Source organism: Microvirga sp. HBU67558 (assembly GCF_018069605.1).
In the GTDB taxonomy this organism is placed as follows: domain Bacteria; phylum Pseudomonadota; class Alphaproteobacteria; order Rhizobiales; family Beijerinckiaceae; genus Microvirga; species Microvirga terrae.
On record NZ_JAGPUP010000288.1, the window covers coordinates 1 to 928 of the forward strand.

At 66.5% G+C, this 928-nt stretch carries 1 protein-coding gene; it reads left to right on the top strand.

Annotated features, from left to right (window positions below):
- The coding region (locus KBI52_RS33835; RefSeq protein WP_210804840.1) for a phosphoenolpyruvate carboxykinase (ATP) at nucleotides 1-928 on the top strand (928 nt) is incomplete at both ends.

Genomic DNA, 928 nt, shown 5'->3' on the forward strand with positions numbered 1-928 from the left:
CCTATGCGGGCGAGATGAAGAAGTCGGTCTTCACCTATCTCAACTACGTGCTGCCCGCCCAGAAGATCATGCCCATGCACTGCTCGGCCAATGTGGGCGACCGGGGCGACGTGGCCGTGTTCTTCGGCCTCTCCGGCACGGGCAAGACAACGCTCTCCAACGATCCCGACCGCGTCCTGCTCGGCGACGACGAGCATGGCTGGACCCCGAACGGCGTGTTCAACTTCGAGGGCGGCTGCTACGCCAAGACCATTCGCCTGTCGCGCGAGGCCGAGCCGGAGATCTTCTCGACCACCGAGCGCTTCGGCACGGTGCTGGAGAACGTGACCATCGACCCGATCACCCGCATTCCCGATTTCGACGACGCGTCGAAGACGGAGAATACGCGCTGCGCCTATCCGCTCGACTTCATTCCCAATGCGAGCGCCACGGGCCGCGCGGGCATCCCGAAGAACATCGTGATGCTCACCTGCGATGCCTTCGGCGTGCTGCCCCCCATCGCGAAGCTGACCCCGGCCGAGGCGATGTACCACTTCCTGTCCGGCTACACGGCCAAGGTGGCCGGCACGGAGAAGGGCGTGAAGGACCCGGAGGCGACCTTCTCGACCTGCTTCGGCGCGCCCTTCATGCCGCGGCACCCGTCCGAATACGGCAACCTGCTGCGCGATCTCATCGCCAAGCACCACGTGGATTGCTGGCTCGTCAACACCGGCTGGACCGGCGGCAAGTACGGCGTCGGCCGGCGCATGCCAATCCGCGTCACCCGCCGCCTCCTCACGGCGGCGCTCGACGGCTCGCTCTCCCGGGCCGATTTCCGCCGCGATCCCTATTTCGGCTTCGCGGTCCCGACCTCGGTGCCGGGCGTCGAGCCGCACATCCTCTATCCGGTGAAGACCTGGCAGAACAAGGCGGAGTTCGCCGAGACCGC